General features: G+C 71.6%; 14 protein-coding genes, 2 tRNA genes and 1 riboswitch. Of the genes, 5 read left to right on the top strand and 11 right to left on the bottom strand.

The annotated features are described in order from the left end of the window. Positions 1 to 53: 53 nt before the first annotated feature. Positions 54 to 2,690: a valine--tRNA ligase gene (locus ACWEMJ_RS01530; protein ID WP_452134891.1), complete on the bottom strand. Its 2,637-nt coding sequence runs from the start codon at positions 2,688 to 2,690 to the stop codon at positions 54 to 56. A 147-nt stretch (positions 2,691 to 2,837) separates the two neighbouring features. Here ACWEMJ_RS01530 and ACWEMJ_RS01525 point away from each other — a divergent pair, with 147 nt between their 5' ends. Further along, positions 2,838 to 3,797: a hypothetical protein gene (locus ACWEMJ_RS01525; protein WP_452134890.1), complete on the top strand. Its 960-nt coding sequence runs from the start codon at positions 2,838 to 2,840 to the stop codon at positions 3,795 to 3,797. A 39-nt stretch (positions 3,798 to 3,836) separates the two neighbouring features. Next, positions 3,837 to 4,640 (top strand): hypothetical protein, encoded by an 804-nt coding sequence (locus ACWEMJ_RS01520; RefSeq protein WP_452134889.1) that lies wholly within the window; start codon positions 3,837 to 3,839, stop codon positions 4,638 to 4,640. Positions 4,641 to 4,730: 90 nt separating this feature from the next. Here the strand turns inward: ACWEMJ_RS01520 and clpX are convergent, their stop codons facing one another. From clpX to ACWEMJ_RS01495, 5 genes are all read right to left on the bottom strand, one after another. Next, entirely contained in the window at positions 4,731 to 6,017 is a 1,287-nt protein-coding gene (clpX, locus tag ACWEMJ_RS01515; protein ID WP_014135752.1) for an ATP-dependent Clp protease ATP-binding subunit ClpX, read from the bottom strand. Between the two features lie 278 nt (positions 6,018 to 6,295). Further along, on the bottom strand, positions 6,296 to 6,958 hold the full coding sequence (locus ACWEMJ_RS01510; protein ID WP_452134888.1) for an ATP-dependent Clp protease proteolytic subunit: 663 nt from the start codon (positions 6,956 to 6,958) through the stop codon (positions 6,296 to 6,298). Positions 6,959 to 7,002: 44 nt separating this feature from the next. Then, positions 7,003 to 7,620, bottom strand: a complete 618-nt coding sequence (locus ACWEMJ_RS01505) for an ATP-dependent Clp protease proteolytic subunit (protein WP_100586005.1) — start codon at positions 7,618 to 7,620, stop codon at positions 7,003 to 7,005. Between the two features lie 235 nt (positions 7,621 to 7,855). After that, positions 7,856 to 9,238 (bottom strand): trigger factor, encoded by a 1,383-nt coding sequence (gene tig / locus ACWEMJ_RS01500; protein WP_452134887.1) that lies wholly within the window; start codon positions 9,236 to 9,238, stop codon positions 7,856 to 7,858. Positions 9,239 to 9,442: 204 nt separating this feature from the next. Next, positions 9,443 to 9,516 (bottom strand) — tRNA-Pro (locus ACWEMJ_RS01495). A gap of 150 nt (positions 9,517 to 9,666) precedes the next feature. Between ACWEMJ_RS01495 and ACWEMJ_RS01490 the strand changes: the two genes are divergently transcribed. Further along, a tRNA-Gly gene (locus ACWEMJ_RS01490) sits at positions 9,667 to 9,737 on the top strand. A gap of 171 nt (positions 9,738 to 9,908) precedes the next feature. Here ACWEMJ_RS01490 and ACWEMJ_RS01485 read toward each other — a convergent pair. The 3 genes from ACWEMJ_RS01485 to ACWEMJ_RS01475 all read right to left on the bottom strand — a co-directional run bounded on the left by ACWEMJ_RS01485 (position 9,909) and on the right by ACWEMJ_RS01475 (position 13,258). Beyond that, entirely contained in the window at positions 9,909 to 10,913 is a 1,005-nt protein-coding gene (locus ACWEMJ_RS01485; protein WP_452134886.1) for a M23 family metallopeptidase, read from the bottom strand. A 5-nt stretch (positions 10,914 to 10,918) separates the two neighbouring features. After that, positions 10,919 to 11,072, bottom strand: a riboswitch (cyclic di-AMP (ydaO/yuaA leader). A 370-nt stretch (positions 11,073 to 11,442) separates the two neighbouring features. After that, entirely contained in the window at positions 11,443 to 11,637 is a 195-nt protein-coding gene (locus ACWEMJ_RS01480) for a hypothetical protein (protein WP_452134885.1), read from the bottom strand. 409 nt (positions 11,638 to 12,046) lie between these two features. After that, a complete protein-coding gene (locus tag ACWEMJ_RS01475) occupies positions 12,047 to 13,258 on the bottom strand; it encodes a PP2C family protein-serine/threonine phosphatase (protein ID WP_452134884.1) in 1,212 nt (403 codons plus the stop codon). Between the two features lie 170 nt (positions 13,259 to 13,428). On the opposite strand from ACWEMJ_RS01475, the gene ACWEMJ_RS01470 reads away from it, so the two are divergent. Further along, positions 13,429 to 14,682 (top strand): GNAT family N-acetyltransferase, encoded by a 1,254-nt coding sequence (locus tag ACWEMJ_RS01470; protein ID WP_452134883.1) that lies wholly within the window; start codon positions 13,429 to 13,431, stop codon positions 14,680 to 14,682. A 63-nt stretch (positions 14,683 to 14,745) separates the two neighbouring features. Here ACWEMJ_RS01470 and ACWEMJ_RS01465 read toward each other — a convergent pair whose 3' ends face one another. Then, positions 14,746 to 15,231 (bottom strand): ribose-5-phosphate isomerase, encoded by a 486-nt coding sequence (locus tag ACWEMJ_RS01465; RefSeq protein WP_452134882.1) that lies wholly within the window; start codon positions 15,229 to 15,231, stop codon positions 14,746 to 14,748. 69 nt (positions 15,232 to 15,300) lie between these two features. Continuing rightward, a complete protein-coding gene (locus ACWEMJ_RS01460) occupies positions 15,301 to 15,897 on the bottom strand; it encodes a biotin transporter BioY (protein ID WP_452134881.1) in 597 nt (198 codons plus the stop codon). 276 nt (positions 15,898 to 16,173) lie between these two features. Between ACWEMJ_RS01460 and ACWEMJ_RS01455 the strand changes: the two genes are divergently transcribed. Further along, positions 16,174 to 17,574, top strand: a complete 1,401-nt coding sequence (locus tag ACWEMJ_RS01455; RefSeq protein ID WP_452134880.1) for an amino acid permease — start codon at positions 16,174 to 16,176, stop codon at positions 17,572 to 17,574. Positions 17,575 to 17,617: the final 43 nt, after the last annotated feature.

Below are 17,617 nucleotides of genomic sequence, written 5' to 3'. Positions count from 1 at the left end.
CGAAGGGCCGCCGCCCCCGCGAAGCGGGAGCGGCGGCCCTTCCGGGCGGGCGGTCAGCCCTGCGGCAGCGCCGCCAACTGCGCGGTGATCCGGGCGATGTCCGCCTCGGCGGTCTCCAGCCGGGTGCGGATCTTGGCGACCACCTCGTCGGGCGCCTTGGCCAGGAACGCCTCGTTGCCGAGCTTGCCGGTGGCCTGCGCCTTCTCCTTCTCGGCCGCCGCCAAGTCCTTCTGCAGGCGCTTGCGTTCGGCCGGGACGTCGATGGTGCCGGACAGGTCCAGCGCGACGGTGGTGCCGGCGATGGGCAGCGAGGCGGTGGCGTGGAAGCCCTCCTCCGGCACCGTCAGGCGGAGCAGCGAGCGGATCGCGTCCTCGTGGGCGGCCAGCGGGGTGCCGTCCAACTCCAGGGCGGCCGGGACGCGCTGGCCCGGCTTGAGGCCCTGGTCGGTGCGGAACCGGCGGACCTCGGTGACCACCTGCTGGAGGGAGACGATCTCCGCCTCGGCGGCGGCGTCGCGGAACCCGCTGTCCGTCGGCCAGTCGGCGATGACCACCGACTCGGCGCCGGTCAGCGTGGTCCACAGGGCCTCGGTGACGAACGGCACGATCGGGTGCAGCAGGCGCAGGGTGACGTCCAGGACCTCGCCGAGCACCCGGCGGGTGGCGTCGGCCTGCGGGCCGCCCTTGGCCAGGGTGGTCTTGGAGAGCTCGACGTACCAGTCGAAGACCTCGTCCCAGGCGAAGTGGTACAGCGCCTCGGAGAGCTTGGAGAACTGGTAGTCCTCGTACAGCCCGTCCACCTCGGCGACGGTGCTGCCCAGGCGCGACAGGATCCAGCGGTCGGCCGCGGTCAGCTCCTCCGGCGCGGGCAGCGGGCCCTCGACGGTGGCGCCGTTCATCAGCGCGAAGCGGGTGGCGTTCCAGATCTTGTTGGCGAAGTTGCGGGCCGCCTGGACCCAGTCCTCGCCGATCGGCACGTCCACGCCCGGGTTGGCGCCGCGTGCCAGCGTGAAGCGCAGCGCGTCCGAGCCGTACTTGTCCATCCAGTCCAGCGGGTTGACCACGTTGCCGAAGGACTTCGACATCTTCTTGCCGTTCTGGTCACGGACCATGCCGTGCAGCGCGATCGTGTGGAACGGCGGGGTGCCGTCCATCGCGTAGAGGCCGAACATCATCATCCGGGCGACCCAGAAGAACAGGATGTCGTAGCCGGTCACCAGGACGGAGTTCGGGTAGAACTTCGCCAGACTCTCGGTCTGCTCCGGCCAGCCGAGCGTGGAGAACGGCCACAGGCCGGAGGAGAACCAGGTGTCCAGGACGTCGGTGTCCTGGTGCCAGCCCTCGCCGGTGGGCGGCTGCTCGTCCGGGCCGACGCAGATGATCTCGCCGTTCGGGCCGTACCAGACCGGGATGCGGTGGCCCCACCAGAGCTGGCGCGAGATGCACCAGTCGTGCAGGTTGTCGACCCAGTCGAAGTACCGCTTCTCCATCTCCTGCGGGTGGATCTTGACCTTGCCGTCGCGGACGGCGTCGCCGGCGGCCTTGGCCAGCGGGCCGACCTTGACCCACCACTGCATGGACAGCCGCGGCTCGATGGTGGTCTTGCAACGCGAGCAGTGGCCCACCGAGTGGACGTACGGGCGCTTCTCGGCGACGATCCGGCCCTCGGCACGCAGGGCGGCGACGATCGCCGAGCGGGCCTCCAGGCGGTCCAGGCCGAGGAAGGGACCGTGGACGGTGATGACGGCGTGCTCGTCCATGACCGCGATGTTCGGCAGGTTGTGGCGCTGGCCGATCTCGAAGTCGTTGGGGTCGTGCGCCGGGGTCACCTTGACGGCGCCGGTGCCGAACTCCGGGTCGACGTGGGCGTCGGCGACGATCGGGATCCGGCGGCCGGTCAGCGGCAGCTCGATCTCGGTTCCGACCATGTGCTTGTAGCGCTCGTCGTCCGGGTGGACGGCGACCGCGGTGTCGCCCAGCATCGTCTCGGCGCGGGTGGTGGCCACCACGATCGAGTTCTCGCCCTCGCCGTAGCGGATCGAGACCAGCTCGCCGTCGTCGTCCTGGTACTCCACCTCGATGTCCGAGATGGCGGTCAGGCAGCGCGGGCACCAGTTGATGATGCGCTCGGCGCGGTAGATCAGCTCCTCGTCGAAGAGCTTCTTGAAGATGGTCTGGACGGCCTGCGACAGGCCCTCGTCCATGGTGAAGCGCTCGCGGGACCAGTCCACGCCGTCGCCCAGACGCCGCATCTGGCCGGAGATCTGGCCGCCGGACTCCGCCTTCCACTTCCAGACGCGCTCGACGAAGGCCTCGCGGCCCAGGTCGTGGCGGGACTTGCCCTCCTTGGCGAGCTCGCGCTCGACCACGTTCTGGGTGGCGATGCCGGCGTGGTCCATGCCCGGCTGCCACAGCGCCTCGTAGCCCTGCATGCGCTTGCGACGGACCAGCGCGTCGATCAGCGTGTGCTCGAACGCGTGGCCCAGGTGCAGGCTGCCGGTGACGTTCGGCGGCGGGATGACGATGGTGAACGGGGGCTTGTCGCTCTTCGCGTCGGCCGTGAAGTAGCCACGCTCTACCCAGCGCTCGTACAGCTCGCCCTCTACGTCCGCGGGGGTGTAGGTCGTCGGGAGGGTGGCTGCTTCGTCCCCGGGCTTGCTCGCGGGGCGCTGGTTCGTCGTGTCGGTCACGACGCACAGTTTACGGAAGCCGGGGCGGCAATTGTGACCCGACAGTGCGGCGACCGGTCGGGCGCGCTGGGGGGGCCGTACGGTAGCGTGCCCGCATAGTCGATCGGACGGGGCCGCGCAACAGAAGCGGCGGGGGAGAAAAGACATATGTACGGCCAGGGCCAGGGACCGCAGCAGTATCCGCAGGGGCAGCCGCCGCAGCCGTACGGTGCTCCGCCGCCGCAGCCCGGCTACGGCGCCCCGCAGCAGCCTCCGGCCTACGGCGCCCCCCAGCCGCCGGCGTACGGCGCTCCGCAGCAGCCGCCCGGGTACGGGGCTCCGCAGCCGCCGGCCTACGGCGCGCCGCAGCCGCCCGCCGGGCAGCCGGGGTACGGCTACCCGCAGCAGCCGCCGCCGCCCCAGCAGCAGTGGGGCGGCATGCCGCAGCAGCCCGGCCCGCCCGGGCAGCCCGGTTACGGCGGCTTCCCGCCGCCGCCCGCCCCGTCCAAGGGCAAGGGCGGGATCATCGCCCTGGTGGTGGTCCTGGTGCTGGCCGTCGCCGGCGGTGGCGCGTGGTTCGCGCTGAGCGGCTCCAAGGGCGCGGACAGCGCGGGCAAGTACAAGCTGGCCGCGCCGCAGAGCGTGTCCGGCTACACCCAGAAGAACGTCTCCGAGAAGGGCGAGCTGAAGGGCCTGGACGGCATCGGCACCTTCGAGGGCTCGCTCACCGCGACGTACCAGAAGACCCCCACCGACGTGGCCAGCTTCAGCGGCTCCTGGGGCAAGGTCCCGGACCCGGCCAAGGCGCTCGACGTCGCCGCCCAGAAGATCAACGAGGGTGACGGCGAGGACGGTTCGGACAAGCCGGTCTGGAAGGAGGAGCTGAAGGACGTCGACGCGAACGACCCGACCGACTCCGGCGCCAAGCTCCGCTGCGGCGTGGGCGCCTCGGACACCGGCACCACCGGCAAGGCCTCCCCCGGCATCCCGATCTGCATGTTCGCCAGCCACTCCACCATCGGCGTGGTCGCGTTCGTCTCCATGGACTCCAGCGGCAAGTCCATCAGCACCACCGAGGCCGCGGCCCGCGCCCGCCAGTTCCGCGACGCCTCGACCGTCGCCAAGTAAGCGTCACCGCAGCACACTTCACGCTCGAACGGAGCCCCCGTGTCCGACAACCAGTTCGGCCCGCCGCAGCCCGGCTTCGGGCCGTCCACCCCGGACGGTCCGATACCCCCGCAGGGCGCGCCCCAGGGCGGCTACGGCCAGCCGGCCGCGCCGCAGCAGCAGGCCTGGGGCGGCGGCGCCGTGCCGCCGCAGGGCTTCCCGCCCGGCGCCCCCGCCGGCTACTACCCGCCCGGCGTGCCGGTGGCCAAGAAGTCCCGCAAGGGCCTGTGGATCGGCCTCTCCGTCGTGGCCGCCGTGGTGCTCGGCGGCGCCGGCGTGATCGGCTACCTGATCTACGACACCGCCGCGGACACCGGCAAGTACAAGGTCGCGCTGCCGCAGAGCTTCAAGGACCTGACCAGCGACCCGGAGGACGAGGACGCCAAGCAGCTGTCCACGATGCTCCAGGACGGCCTCGGCAAGGACAAGTCCTCCTTCACCCAGGCCGAGCCGGTCAGCACCATCTACCGCTCCGCGGACGAGCGGAAGATGCTGCTGGTCTCCGGCATGCAGGGCCACGTGCTGTTCCCCGACAAGCAGGTCGACGCGGCCTTCAGCAGCTTCTCGGCCGGCGGCGAGGGCGTCACCGAGCGCAGCAACGTGGACGCGGGCCCGCTGGGCGGCCGGATGTCCTGCGGCGTCACCGAGATCGGCGGCACCAAGGGCGGCATCTGCGTCTGGGCCGACAGCTCCTCCGTGGTGGTCGTCCTGGAGCTCGACGGCGAGAGCGCGAACGGCGTCTCCAAGGACCAGGTCGTCGCCGACACCCAGGAGCTGCGCAAGCTCTCCGAGGTCCCCAAGTAGCCTGCCCCGCAAGGGAGTCCGGACAACACGAAGGGCCCCGCACCGTTCACCGGTGCGGGGCCCTTTCGCTGTCGCCGAGTTGACGCCGGGTCAGGCGCTCTTCTCCCGGCGCTCACGCTTGATCATGTCGCGCGGGACCAGGGTCGGGATGGCGTGCTTGGAGACCACGTCCCCGGTGACCACCACGCGGGCGACGTCCTGCCGGGACGGCACCTCGTACATCACGGACATCAGCACCTCCTCCATGATGGCCCGCAGACCGCGCGCGCCGGTGCCCCGCAGGATCGCCTGGTCGGCGATGGCCTCCAGCGCGTCCCGGGTGAACTCCAGCTCCACGCCGTCCAGTTCGAACAGCTTGCGGTACTGCTTCACCAGCGCGTTCTTCGGCTCGGTGAGGATCTGCAGCAGCGCCTCGCGGTCCAGGTTGTGGACGGAGGTGATGACGGGGAGGCGGCCGATGAACTCCGGGATCATCCCGAACTTCACCAGGTCCTCCGGCATCACCTGGCGGAAGTGGTCCGCCGAGTCCACCTCGCGCTTGGAGCGGATGGTGGCGCCGAAGCCGATGCCCTTGGCACCCGCCCGGCCCTCGATGATCCGCTCCAGGCCGGCGAACGCGCCGCCCACGATGAACAGCACGTTGGTGGTGTCGATCTGGATGAACTCCTGGTGCGGGTGCTTGCGGCCGCCCTGCGGAGGCACCGAGGCGGTGGTCCCCTCCAGGATCTTCAGCAGCGCCTGCTGCACGCCCTCGCCGGAGACGTCCCGGGTGATCGACGGGTTCTCGCTCTTGCGGGCGACCTTGTCGATCTCGTCGATGTAGATGATCCCGGTCTCGGCCTTCTTGACGTCGTAGTCGGCCGCCTGGATCAGCTTCAGCAGGATGTTCTCGACGTCCTCGCCGACGTAGCCGGCCTCGGTCAGCGCGGTGGCGTCCGCGATCGCGAACGGCACGTTGAGCATCCGGGCCAGGGTCTGCGCGAGGAGCGTCTTGCCGGAGCCGGTCGGGCCCAGCAGCAGGATGTTCGACTTGGCCAGCTCGATCGCGTCGTCCCGGCCGGAGCCGGAACGACCGGCCTCGCCCGCCTGGACGCGCTTGTAGTGGTTGTAGACCGCGACCGACAGCGCCTTCTTGGCGAGGTCCTGGCCGACCACGTACTGGTCCAGGAACTCGTAGATCTCGCGGGGCTTCGGGAGTTCCTCGAAGCGCACCTCGGAGCTCTCCGCGAGCTCCTCCTCGATGATCTCGTTGCACAGGTCGATGCACTCGTCGCAGATGTACACGCCTGGCCCGGCGATCAGCTTCTTCACCTGCTTCTGCGACTTGCCGCAGAACGAGCACTTGAGCAGGTCGCCACCGTCTCCGATGCGTGCCACGAGGTGCTTCCCCTTCGCCAGGGGCCCCGCGGGGGTCGGGGCCTGGTGCTGTGAGACCGGCTTCGCCGTCGGCGGTCGGTCTGGTATCCGACGGTACTCTGCCGAGCCGTCGTTTCCGCCGACTTCGACCGGTCTGCCCTACGCCCTGGGCGAATTGATACCGAACAGATGCCGTCGCGGGTGCATGACCCGACAGCCATTGTGCCGGGGCCGGGGCCCCGACCGGAACGCCCCGGGGCGGGGCGTACGTCACGTACGCGCCGCCCCGGGGCGAGCGATCACTCCATGTAGGAGTTCTTGCGGGTCGAGATGATCTGGTCGATCAGGCCGTACTCCAGCGACTCCTCGGCGGTGAGGATCTTGTCGCGCTCGATGTCCTCGCGGACCTGCTCGACGCTCTTGTTGGAGTGCTTGGCCAGCATGGTCTCCAGCTGCTCGCGCATCCGGAAGATCTCCTTGGCCTGGATCTCCAGGTCCGACACCTGACCGCGGCCGGTCTCGGTGTACGGCTGGTGGATCAGCACCCGGGCGTTCGGCAGCGCCATCCGCTTGCCGGGGGTGCCGGCGGCCAGGATGACCGCGGCGGCCGAGGCGGCCTGGCCCATGCAGACCGTCTGGATGTCGGGCTTCACGAACTGCATGGTGTCGTAGATCGCCGTCAGCGCGGTGAACGAGCCACCGGGCGAGTTGATGTACAGCGAGATGTCCCGGTCCGGGTCCATCGACTCCAGGCAGATCAGCTGCGCCATGATGTCGTTCGCGGAGACGTCGTCCACCTGCGAGCCGAGGAAGATGATGCGCTCCTCGAACAGCTTGGCGTACGGGTCGTACTCGCGGATGCCCTGCGAGGTGCGCTCGACGAACCGCGGGACGATGTAGCGGCCCTCGGCCCGCATGTCCTCCAGGCGGGCCTTGGCACCGGACAGGCTGGGGATGTTCATGTTCTCTGGTCCTCCGAAGCGTGCGGTCTGGGTTCCGATGCCGGTCAGCCGGCCTGGCCGGCGCCGGTGCCGCCGCCGCCCGGGACGTCCGCGGCGCTGTGCATGATCTCGTCGATCAGGCCGTACGCCTTGGCCTCCTCCGGCGTGAACCAGCGGTCGCGGTCGGAGTCCGCGGTGATCTGCTCGAAGGACTGGCCGCTGTGCTGGGCGATCAGCTCCGACATCCGCTTCTTGGTGCGCAGCAGCTGCTCCGCCTGGATCCGGATGTCAGTGGCGGAGCCGCCGAGGCCCGCGGAGGGCTGGTGCATCAGGATGTTGGCGTTCGGCAGCGAGAAGCGCTTGCCCTTGGCGCCCGCGGTCAGCAGGAACTGGCCCATCGACGCGGCCATGCCCATGGCGATGGTCACCACGTCGTTCTTGATGTACTGCATGGTGTCGTAGATCGCCATGCCGGCCGAGATCGAGCCGCCCGGGGAGTTGATGTAGAGGTAGATGTCCTTCTCGGGGTCCGCCGCGAGCAGCAGGAGCTGGGCGGTGATCTTGTTGGCGATGTCGTCGTCGACCTGCTGGCCGAGGAAGATGATGCGCTCGTTGAGCAGCCGGTTGTAGACCTGGTCGCCCAGGCCGCCGCCCACGTCGCCGCCGGCGGCGTGCGGTGCCATCGGGCCAGGCATCTGCATCTGCGGGAACGTCACTTAGCCACCTGCTCAGTCGATCTGCGTGTGTGTCGCTGTCCACCGACCCTAACGCGCAGGCCCCGCCGCTGAATCCCCCACGCAGAACTGTTCGCTGTGAGCGCAGGGTGAGCAGGCAGAACGAGGACGGGCCCGGGCACCGTGGGGTGCCCGGGCCCGTACCCGGTCCGAAACTCCGCCGGATTCCCGGCGGTTACGAGGCTCAGGCCTCGGTGGTCTCCTCGGCGGCGGCCTCGGTGGCGGCGGCCTCGGTGGCCTCCTCCTCGTCCTCGAAGGACACGACCTCACCGTTGGTGTCGGTGACCTTGGCGGCCTCGACGACCAGGGCCAGCGCCTTGCCGCGGGCGACCTCGCCGACCAGCAGCTGCACCTGGCCGCCCTGGACGACCTGCTGGGCGAACTGGTCCGGGGTCAGGCCGGAGCCGGCGGCGCGACGGATGAGGTGCTCGGTGAGCTCCTCCTGGTTGACGCCCAGCTCCTCGTTCTTGACGATCTGGTCCAGCACGAACTGGGTCTTGATGCCCTTCTTCGCCTGGTCCTCGGTCTCCTTGTCGTAGTCCTCGCGGGACTTGTCCTGGGAGGCGAGGTAGGTGTCGAGGGTCAGGCCCATCGGCTCCAGCTGGTGGTGCTCCAGGTTGTGCTTGCGGGTGCCGATCTCGTCCGCGAGCAGCTTCTCCGGGTACTCCATCTCGACGCGGGTGAGCAGCTCGTCGAGGACCTTCTCCTGGGCCTGGGTGGCCTGGTCGAACTCCTTCATCCGCTCAAGGCGCTTGCGGGAGTCCCCGCGCAGCTCCTCCAGGGTGTCGAACTCGCTCGCCAGCTGCGCGAACTCGTCGTCCAGCTCCGGGAGTTCCTTCTCCTGGACGGTGGTCACGGTGACGGTGACCTCGGAGTCCTTGCCGGCCTGGGTGCCGCCCTTGAGGGTGGTGGTGAAGGTCTTGGACTCACCGGCGGACAGGCCGACGACGGCCTCGTCGATGCCGTCCAGCAGGCGGCCGGAGCCGATCTCGTAGCTCACGCCGGTGGCGGTGCCGTCCTCCGGCACCTCACCGTCGACCTTGGCCTCCAGGTCGATGACCACGACGTCGCCCTCGGCGGCGGCGCGCTCGACGTCCTTCACGGAGCTGAAGCGCTCGCGCAGCTGCTGCAGCGACTTCTCGATGTCCTCGTCGGTGACCTCGACCGGGTCCACCACGACGGCGATCTCGGCGAAGTCCGGGAGGGTGACCTCGGGGCGCACGTCGACCTCGGCGGTGAACTTCAGGTCACCGCCGTCGGCCAGGTTCTCGACACCGGCGATGTCGGTGATGTCCGGCTGGCCCAGAACGTCGATCTGGCCCTCGTCGACGGCCTGCGTGTAGAAGCGCGGAAGCGCGTCGTTGACGGCCTCCTCCAGCACCGCGCCCCGGCCGAAGCGCTGGTCGATGACCCGGTTCGGGATCTTGCCCTTGCGGAAACCCGGGACGGTGACCTGCTGGTTGATCTTCTTGTACGCCGCGTCGAGGCTGGGCTTGAGCTCCTCGAAGGGCACCTCGACGGTGAGTCGAACCCGGGTCGGGTTCAGAGTCTCGACGGCGCTCTTCACGGTTGGGTCTCCTAGGGGGCTTGCGGTCAGGGCGATAGGCGGTTGGGGCTGCATTGCTGTCCGTACTACCGCCAGCGGTCCATCCTACCGGTACCACGAAAGCGACTGTGCCCGGCACCGGGTGCACGTCGGTGGGGATGCCACAACACCCGTGCCCCGCAACGACAACAGGGCCCCGCCCGCCGACGAGACCCTGCCGCACGGTCGGGGTGACCGGATTCGAACCGACGGCCTTCCGCTCCCAAAGCGGACGCGCTACCAACCTGCGCCACACCCCGTGGTGCCGAGCAGAAGAGTACACGTCGGCCCGCCCCCGACCGGGGCGATATCGGCGAGCCGACAACGTGGAAGGAGTGTGCAATCCACCGACTCGACCAGGTACCCTGTTCCAGTCCTCGCCACCGCGACTGCGGTGCGGGTACGCGTATGCGGGTGTAGCTCAATGGTAGAGCCCCAGTCTTCCAAACTGGTCACGCGAGTTCGATTCTCGTCACCCGCTCCGAGCAAGGCCGACGGCCCCGACTGCCCACGCAGTCGGGGCCGTTGCCGTTGGCGGGCGCCTCGCGCGGGCGGGCGGACGGACGGCGAGCAGGCGGGCAGGCGGCGCGGGCAGGCCGAAGGCCCCGGCGGCCGGGGTGGCTGCGCGGGGCCTTCGGGGGTGAGGCGTGGATCAGACGTTGACGCCGTGGGCCGCCAGGTAGGCGATCGGGTCGATGTCGGAGCCGTAGTCCGGGGTGGTGCGGATCTCGAAGTGCAGGTGCGGGCCGGTGACGTTGCCGGTGGCGCCGGACAGGCCGATCTGCTGCCCCGCGGTCACGGACTGGCCGGCCGAGACGGAGATCGAGGACAGGTGGGCGTACTGGGCGTACTTGCCGTCGGCCAGCTTGATGACGACCTGGTTGCCGTAGGCGCCGCCGTTGCCGGCGGAGACCACGGTGCCGGCGGCGATCGCCTTGAGGCCGGTACCGGTGGCGACCGGGAAGTCGATGCCGGTGTGGTAGCCGCTGGACCAGTTGGAGCCGGCCACCTTGTAACCGGTGGTGACCTTGCCCGGCGCGGGGGCGACGTACGCGGCGTTGGCGCTGGTGGTCGCGGCGGCCGGGGCCTGCTGGGTGGCGGCCTTCGGCGCGGCGGCCTTCGGGGCGGCGGCCGGCTTCGCGGCGGCGGTGGCCGTGGTGGTGGCCGGCTTGGCGGCGGGCTTGGCGGCCGGGGCCTGCTGGGTGGCGGCCTTCGGGGCGGCGGCCGGCTTGGCGGCGTCCGAGGAGGCGGACTTGGCGGCCGGGGCCTTGGCCGGGGCGGCCGGGGCCTGCTGGGCGGCGGCCTGGCCGTTGATGGTGAGCTTCTGGCCCGGGAAGATCAGGTCCGGGTTGCCGCCGACCACGGAGCGGTTGTCCTGGTACAGCTTCTCCCAGCCGCCGTCGACGTGCTGCGCGTCGGCGATCCGGGACAGGGTGTCGCCGGAGACGACGCGGTAGTCGTGCGCGGCGGGGGCCCGGTCGGCGACCGGGGTGGCGTCCACCGAGACGGTCGACGGGCGGGCGCCCTGGTCGGCGGCGGTGTGCGCGGAGGCGGCGGTGACCGGGAGGCCGATCGCGGCGCCGGCCACACCGGCGGCGATGGCGATCCGGGCGACGGTGGCCAGGCTCGGCTTGCGGTGCTTGCCCTGAGCGGACATGAAGGCGTTCCTCTCCGACGCCTGCGAGGTGAGCTGTCGGGTTCGGGCGAGAGTTGCCCGGCCGCACGAGTGCGACTTCACCCCGAGCCGTTCCCGGATGTTCCCGGGCCCGGCGACTTACCTGTGGTTCCCCCGCTCCTGCCGTGGCGTGGTTTCTGGTCGGCACCGGACGACGGCAGGACTAGGCGTTCCGTCCGGTGGCCCGCCCGGTCACTGGCCGGGCTGCGGAGGAAGCAAATCCCACGGTCCGCGAGGCTGGCAAACGCCGATTGGCCCCGCTCCCGAGGCCGGGAAGGGGCTGACGGAGCACCAGGTCACGCTGCGCCGACGGGGCGCTGCGGTGTGCGCACGGGATCATGACGGTGCGCGTACGAACCCCGCACGGTGGGCGACTTCGGCCACCGTGCGCGATCGGGCGCGGACCTGGCGTGACGATTCGGGTGACCCTGGTCACCCGCGGGCAGGCCGAAGGGACGGTGCGGGGAGCCTCCCGTCCGTCGTGGCGTGCCGCCCGGGGACCGACGGGGCGTCAACCCGCGATCGAGGCGATGGCCTTGGACACCGAGGTGAGGAACTGCTGGATCGGGTTGGCCATGGTCGACTGGCTGAGCATGAAGCCGAACAGGGCGGCGATGATGGCGTGCCCGGTCTTCAGCTGCTTGTTGCGAATGAAGATCGCGACGATGACGCCGAACAGGACAAGCGCGGAGACGGAGAAGGCCACCGGGACTCACTTCCTCGATTCATGGCGGGGGTTCGGTGGAAGCCGGCGTTGGCTCCCAGGCGGAAACCGGCCCCTGCCCCCCGTGTCCCCACCACTCCATCCGGACTCAGTGTGGTCGCTCGTGCTGAGTGCGTAAAGGACTTGCCCGGTCGCCCGGGGCCCCAACCCGCCTGGTGGGACTGATTTTCGCCGTCCGCGACGATAGCGGACGGGTTCTGACGCGCCGTCGGCGGGCTGCGATCCGACCTGGCCGGCGCGGCAAAGCGGCAGGCCGGAGCACCCGCGTCGGCGGGCCCGGGCGGGGTTGCGGAATTGGCCGAAGATCAACGCCCGGGTTTGACACTCCGTGGGCACTCCGCGCTCACCGCGCCTGCGCATCACGGCAGTTGGGCGGCGGCTCGAAAACGCCTCAGCGCCGCCAGACCAGCAGCACCGCGCGGTCGTCGTTGACGTGCTTGGCCACCGTGTCGATCAGCCGGACCGCGGCGCCGTGCCGGATCGCCGACGGCGCGGTGGCGATCAGCCGGTCGGCCTCCCCCATCAGCCGGTCCATGCCCTCGGCGAGGTCGCGGCCGGGGATCTCCACCATGCCGTCGGTGCACAGCATCAGCACGTCGCCGGGGCCGAGGACGCCGCGCACCCCTTCGAACTTGGCCTCGTCGTAGACGCCCAGCAGCGGCCCCTCGGCCTCCTTGACCTCCCAGTACCCGGCCCCGGCGAGGCGGTGCATGCCGGGCAGGTGCCCGGCGGAGAGCAGTTCGTACTCGCCGGTGTCCAGGTCGACCACCAGGTGGACGGCGGTGGCGAAGCCCTCCTCCCAGTCCTGGCGCAGCAGGTAGCCGTTGGCGGCGGGCAGGAAGTCGTGGGCGGGCAGCGAGCCGAGCAGTCCGCCGAAGGCGCCGGACAGCAGCAGGGCGCGGCTGCCGGCGTCCATGCCCTTGCCGGAGACGTCGGCGAGGACGGCTTCCAGCATCCGGCCGCCGGGGCCGGTGCGGGCGGCGACCATGAAGTCGCCGGAGAAGGACTGGCCGCCGGCCGGGCGCAGCGCGGTGTCGGTGTGCCAGCCGTCGGGCAGCCGGGGGACGCGGCCCTGCACCCGGATCCGTTCGCGCAGGTCGAACAGCATGGTGGAGCCGCCGCGCCAGGGCACCCCGATCCGGCGGCGGAACTGGGCGACCAGCAGTCCGGCGATGCCGACCGCGCCGACCACCAGCGCGGAGCCCGGGGTCACGCCGTGCGCGTAGGCCTCGGGCCGGGCGCTGGCGACGCGTTCGCCGGTGTGCACCAGGGACTCGGTGATCAGCCCGGCGGCGGCGACGGCGTACAGCAGCACCAGGGTGCCGGGGCGCAGCAGCAGCGCGCCGGCCAGCACCGGCAGCACCAGGGCGGTGGGCGGGGCCCAGTCGGGGAGCAGGATGTTCAGCAGGACCAGGACGGGCACGGCGAGGGCGAGGGCGGCGAACGCCCACCAGTCGGCGCCGTCGCCGCGGAAGTAGTCGACGCCGGTGCGGCGCAGCCTGCGTCGGGCCCGGTACAGCGCCGCGCGCAGCCGGGCCGTCACGGGCTCGCGGGACGGTCCGCCGTCCCGGCCCGTCGCTCTGGGACGCGCGCTGCCGGCCATGGGGACCGACCTTATCCACCGGCGGTGCGCGCGTCGACGGCCCGGGTGGCACCGAGTGCAACGGGAGTGGGACGCTCCGGCGGGTTTCGGCCGTGCGCGGGTGTTCGGGTCGCGGCGCGGGCTCGACAAATCGTTCGCACCGTTCCGGATCCGGTGATAGGCAGGGCTTCATGACGACTCGACACCCCCAACTGACCGTGCGACCGCTGCGAGCCGAGGAGTGGGACACCTGGTACGACACGCTGGAGGTGGCCTTCGGTGGTGACGAGGAGGCGCCGGAGGAGCGGGCGCTGTGGAAGGAGTTGACCGAGGTCGAGCGTTCGCTGGCGGTCTGCGAGGGCGAGCGGATCGTCGGCAGCGCTTCGGCGTTCAGCTTCCGGGTGGTGGTGCCGGGCGGCGCGGTGCTCCCGGCGGCGGGCGTGACGATGGTGGGCGTGCTGCCCACCCACCGGCGGCGCGGCGCGCTGACGGCCCTGATGCGCCGGCAGTTGGACGACGTGCGCGCGGCCGGCGAGTGCCTGGCGGTGCTGACGGCGTCCGAGCCGCCGATCTACGGCCGGTTCGGCTACGGGCAGGGCACCCGCAAGGTGACGGTGTCGATGACCCGCGGCCGGGTGCGGGTGCACACCCCGGAGCAGCGCGGCGAGGCGGTGCTGCGGCTGGTCGACCCGGCCGCCGAACTGGCGCGCTGCGAGGAGCTGTACGCCCGGCTGGCCACCCGCCGTCCGGGCACCCTGGTGCGCCGGCCCGGCTGGGACAAGCTGCCGGTGCTGGACGCGCCGCAGTCGCGCGGCGGCTTCTCCCGGCTGCAGTCGGTGGTGGCGGAGGATCCGGAGACCGGTGAACTGCTCGGCTACGCCCGGTTCGCGGTGAAGGGCGACTGGAACGAGCGGGGTGCGGCCGGCGTGGTGCGGGTCCGCACGGTGCTGGCGGAGCAGCCCTGGGTGTACGCCCGGCTGTGGGAGTTCCTGCTGGACCTCGACCTGACGGAGCGGGTGGAGGCGTTCAACCTGCCCGCGGACGACGCGCTGCTGCACCTGGTGTCGGACGTCCGGCACCTGACGCCCCGCGTGGTGGACTCGATGTTCGTGCGGCTGGTGGACCTGCCGAAGGCGCTGGAGGCGCGCGGCTGGGCGCAGCCGGTGGACACGGTGCTGGAGGTCACCGACGCGTTCTGCCCGTGGAACGCGGGCCGTTGGCGGCTGACGGCCGCGCCGGGCAAGCCGGCCTCCTGCGTGCCGACCGACGATCCGGCCGATCTGGCGCTGGACGTACGGGAGTTGGGCTCGGTCTACCTGGGCGGCGGCTCGCTGTCGGCGCTGGCCGCGGCGGGGCTGGTGCGGGAGTTGCGGCCCGGGGTGCTGGAGTCGGTGTCGGCGGCGTTCCGTTCGGGGCTGGAGCCCTGGCTGCCGCACGGCTTCTGACCGCGCCCGGCGAAACGCGCGCCCGCCCGGTTCGACTGCCGGGCGGGCGCGGTGCGTCGGGGGTCAGCCCTGCGGGTGGTGGGCCGGGATGGGGGGCAGTTCGCCGGTGGTCTCGTACTCGGAGAGCATCTCGATCCGGCGGGTGTGCCGGGGCTCGCCGCTGTACGGGGTGTTGAGGAAGATCTCGACGAACTCGGTGGCCTCGTCGAGGGTGTGCATCCGGCCGCCGACCGAGATCACGTTGGCGTTGTTGTGCTCGCGGCCCAGGGCGGCGGTCTGCTTGCTCCAGGCCAGCGCGGCGCGGACGCCCTTGACCTTGTTGGCGGCGATCGCCTCGCCGTTGCCGGAGCCGCCGATCACGACGCCCAGCGCCTCGGGGTCGGCGGCGGTGCGCTCGGCCGCCCGCAGGCAGAACGGCGGGTAGTCGTCCTCGGCGTCGTAGATGTGCGGGCCGCAGTCGACCGGCTCGTGCCCGGCCCCCTTCAGCCACTCGACGAGGTGGTTCTTCAGTTCGTATCCGGCGTGGTCGGAGCCCAGGTAGACGCGCATGGTCACGAGTGTGACATGCCTCCGGGCCCGCGCCCCGACAGGGGCGGCGGGCCCGGTGGGGACGGGTCGTCAGCGGCGGCCGAGCAGCTTCCAGGTGAGCGGCAGGGCGCCCATCGCGAGCGCCATCTTGAGCGCGTCGCCGATCAGGTACGGGTACATGCCGAGGCTCGCGGCCTTGGCGAGCGGCACGTCCAGGGCGAAGGCCAGGTACGGCACGCCGACCGCGTAGATCACCAGGCTGCCGAGCGCCATCGCGCCGGCGGTGCGCAGCGGGCTGCGGTCGGCGCCGCGGCGGGCCAGCGCGCCGGTGAGGGCGGCGGCCAGCACGAAGCCGATGACGTAGCCGAAGGTGGCCAGGCCCGCGCCGGAGGCGCCCTCGGCGAACCAGGGCAGGCCGGCCGCGCCGGCCGCCAGGTACAGGCCGAGCGCGGCGGCGCCGCGGCGGGCGCCGAGCGCGGTGCCGACCAGCAGCGCGGCGAAGGTCTGCCCGGTGACCGGCACCGGCGAGCCCGGCACCGGGACGGACAGCTGGGCGGCGATGCCGGTCAGCGCGGCGCCGCCGGCCACCAGGGCCAGGTCGCGGGCCCGCGCGCCGATCCGGGTGGACGCCTGCGGCAGCAGGTCGGCGAGGACGGCGGTGGAGGGTGTCGAGGCGGCGATGGCCATGGCTGCTCCCGGGGTCCGATGAGGGTGATCACCTGTGAACCTACGCCGCGTCAGGGGTCCGCCACCGCGTCGGGGCGTGACAAAGCCGACCGGGCCCGGCTTGTCGGGTCCGGCCTGTGACCAAGCCCTCACGAACTGCCATCGGTAGCGGCTCGTTCACCGTGCGTGATCCGGGCGTCCGGATGCCGGTCCCGGTTGGGGCGTCCACGTCAGATGCCGAATAGTGGACAGACCCGCCGAAATGGTCGGACAGTCACACAGTCTGGAACCCTCCGCATGACCCGAACTCCGCCCTCCGCCGAGGCGTCCGCCCGGCCGGCCGCCGACGGCGCCACCGAGGACTCCGGTCTGGCCCACGGCCTCAAGCAGCGCCACCTGTCGATGATCGCGCTGGGCGGCGTGATCGGCGCCGGGCTGTTCGTCGGCTCCGGCTCCGGCATCGCCGCCGCCGGGCCCGCCGTGGTGCTCGCCTTCGCCGCCTCCGGGCTGCTGGTGATGCTGGTGATGCGGATGCTCGGCGAGATGTCCGCCGCCCGGCCCGCCTCCGGGTCGTTCTCGGTGCACGCCGACCGGGAGATCGGCCCGTGGGCCGGCTTCACCGTGGGCTGGCTGTTCTGGATACTCCTGTGCGTCGGCGTCGCCGTGGAGGCCATCGGCGCGGCCGGCATCGTCTCCGGCTGGCTGCCCGCCGTGCCGTCCTGGGCCTGGGTCGCCGTGTTCATGGCCTTCTTCTGCCTGACCAACCTGGCGGCGGTGCGCAACTTCGGCGAGTTCGAGTTCTGGTTCGCCGCGATCAAGGTGCTGGCGATCAGCGCCTTCCTGGTGATCGGCGTGCTGGCCGTGCTCGGCCTGCTGCCCGGCACCGCCTCCCCCGGCGCCGCCAACCTGACCGGCCACCACGGCTTCCTGCCGCACGGCGCGAGCGGGCTGGTCACCGGCCTGCTCGCCTCGGTGTTCGCGTACGGCGGCCTGGAGACCGTCACCATCGCCGCCGCCGAGTCCGAGAACCCCCGGCACTCGGTGGCCGTCGCGGTGCGCACCGCGATGTGGCGGATCGCGCTGTTCTACGTCGGCTCGATGGCGGTGATCGTCACCCTGGTGCCGTGGGACGACCCGTCGGTGGTCCGGCCCGGGCCGTACGTCGCGGTGCTGGGGACGCTGGGCATTCCGGCGGCGGCCCAGGTGATGAACGTGGTGGTGCTGATCGCGCTGCTGTCCGCGATGAACGCCAACATCTACGGCTCGTCCCGGATGGTGCACTCGCTGGTCGCCCGCGGGCACGGCCCGCGCGCGCTGGCCCGGCTGTCCGGCGGCGTCCCCCGGCGGGCGGTGCTGGCGTCCTGCGCGTTCGGGTTCCTCGCCGTGCTGCTGTCCTACTGGTGGCCCGAGACGGTGTTCACCTGGCTGCTGAACATGGTCGGCGCGGCCGTCCTGGTGGTCTGGGCGTTCATCGCCGTGGCCCAGCTGCGGATGCGCCGCACGGTGCCCGCGGCGCAGCTCCCCGTCCGGATGTGGGCGTTCCCGTACCTGACGTACGTCGCGCTGGCGGCGATCGCGGTGGTGCTGGTGCTGATGACGCTGGACTCCGCCAACCGCGTCCAGCTGTACTTCACCGCCGGCCTGACGGTGGCGCTGGCCGTCGTCGGCGTGCTGCGCAGCCGGCGGACGGCGCTCTGAGCGGACGCGCGAAACCCCCCGCGCGGGTGCGGGGGGTTTCGCG

The organism is Kitasatospora sp. NPDC004531, from assembly GCF_053602195.1.
The sequence above is the reverse complement of the archived record's forward strand: the minus strand, read 5'-3'. Positions and strand labels throughout refer to the sequence as shown.

What these genes read in the sequence shown, in the direction of transcription:
- ACWEMJ_RS01525 (WP_452134890.1), top strand. Translation starts at nt 2,838, where the DNA reads ATGTACGGCCAGGGCCAGGGACCGCAGCAGTATCCGCAGGGGCAGCCG.
- ACWEMJ_RS01510 (WP_452134888.1), bottom strand. Translation starts at nt 6,958, where the DNA reads ATGAACATCCCCAGCCTGTCCGGTGCCAAGGCCCGCCTGGAGGACATG.
- ACWEMJ_RS01505 (WP_100586005.1), bottom strand. Translation starts at nt 7,620, where the DNA reads ATGGCACCGCACGCCGCCGGCGGCGACGTGGGCGGCGGCCTGGGCGAC.
- ACWEMJ_RS01485 (WP_452134886.1), bottom strand. Translation starts at nt 10,913, where the DNA reads ATGTCCGCTCAGGGCAAGCACCGCAAGCCGAGCCTGGCCACCGTCGCC.
- ACWEMJ_RS01475 (WP_452134884.1), bottom strand. Translation starts at nt 13,258, where the DNA reads ATGGCCGGCAGCGCGCGTCCCAGAGCGACGGGCCGGGACGGCGGACCG.
- ACWEMJ_RS01470 (WP_452134883.1), top strand. Translation starts at nt 13,429, where the DNA reads ATGACGACTCGACACCCCCAACTGACCGTGCGACCGCTGCGAGCCGAG.
- ACWEMJ_RS01465 (WP_452134882.1), bottom strand. Translation starts at nt 15,231, where the DNA reads ATGCGCGTCTACCTGGGCTCCGACCACGCCGGATACGAACTGAAGAAC.
- ACWEMJ_RS01460 (WP_452134881.1), bottom strand. Translation starts at nt 15,897, where the DNA reads ATGGCCATCGCCGCCTCGACACCCTCCACCGCCGTCCTCGCCGACCTG.
- ACWEMJ_RS01455 (WP_452134880.1), top strand. Translation starts at nt 16,174, where the DNA reads ATGACCCGAACTCCGCCCTCCGCCGAGGCGTCCGCCCGGCCGGCCGCC.